The sequence below is a fragment of the Cytobacillus oceanisediminis genome, from assembly GCF_004366035.1.
GTDB lineage: Bacteria > Bacillota > Bacilli > Bacillales > Cytobacillaceae > Cytobacillus > Cytobacillus oceanisediminis_C.
The window spans coordinates 1-1313 of record NZ_SOEE01000056.1; the positions used below are offsets into that span (position 1 = coordinate 1).

Annotated in this window: 1 protein-coding gene; it reads right to left on the minus strand. The window is 48.7% G+C overall.

All coding sequences use genetic code 11. The features are described 5' to 3' along the window. A partial coding sequence (pruA, locus tag DFO72_RS29095; RefSeq protein ID WP_113885942.1) for an L-glutamate gamma-semialdehyde dehydrogenase occupies nucleotides 1-1313 on the minus strand: 1313 nt, incomplete at both ends.

A 1313-nucleotide genomic window follows, 5' to 3' on the forward strand; every position in this document is an offset into this window, starting at 1 on the left:
GTTCCTGACATGTTGAATCCGCCGAATGGCTGGTATCCAACGATCGCACCTGTACAGCCGCGGTTGAAGTATAAGTTTCCAACATGGAAATCTTCGCGCGCTTTTTGGATGTGCTCACGGTTCTGCGTGATCACAGCACCTGTTAAGCCGTACTCGGTATTGTTGGCGACTTCAATCGCATGGTCGAAATCTTTTGCCTTTGTGAAGCCAACGACTGGTCCAAAGATTTCTTCCTTCATTAAGCGTGCATCCGGGGAAAGGTCAGCGAATACAGTCGGCTTGATGAAGAATCCTTTCGAGCTGTCTCCTTCTCCGCCTGTCATCAGCTTGCCTTCTTCTTTGCCGATTTCGATGTAGCTCATGATCTTGTCAAATGCGCCCTGGTCAATCACTGGACCCATGTAATTGCTCTGGTCTTCAGGATTGCCCTGCGTTAATTCGTTAGTCAGTTCAACCACACGGTTAAGAACCTGATCGTATACATCTTCTACTACAACCGCACGTGAACATGCTGAACACTTCTGGCCGGAGAATCCGAAAGCAGAGGCAACGATTGAAGTAGCTGCCAATTCAAGGTCTGCTTCCTTGTCTACAACGATTGTGTCCTTACCGCCCATTTCAGCGATGACACGCTTCAGCCAGATTTGGCCTTCGTTCAATTTAGAAGCGCGCTCGTTGATGCGAAGACCAACGTCGCGTGAACCTGTGAAGGAGATGAAACGAGTGTCTTTATGGTCAACCAAATAGTCGCCCACTTCTGCACCGCTGCCCGGCACGAAGTTTAGCACACCTTTTGGAAGGCCTGCTTCTTCCATCACTTCTACGAATTTAGCAGCCACAACTGGTGTGGTAGACGCTGGTTTTAATAGAACAGTGTTTCCTGCCACGATAGCGGCAACAGTTGTGCCGGCCATGATCGCAAGCGGGAAGTTCCAAGGAGAGATGATGATGCCCACTCCCAGTGGAATGTAGTCATAACGGTTATATTCATTCGGACGGCTGTTGACTGGAACACCGTCTTTGATTTTTAAGATTTGGCGTGCATAGTACTCAAGGAAGTCAATGGCTTCCGCAGTATCAGCATCTGCCTCGTTCCAAGGCTTTCCTGCTTCCTTTGTTAAAAGGGCAGAAAACTCATGCTTGCGGCGGCGGATAATCGCAGCAGCTTTGAATAAAACATCTGCGCGTGTTTCCGGCTTCACTTTTCTCCATGTTTTGAATGCTTCAACAGCAGCCTGCATCGCTTTTTCCGCAAGCTCGCGGTTTGCCTTTGAAACACGGCCAACTACCTCTTCTTTATTAGAAGGATTGAT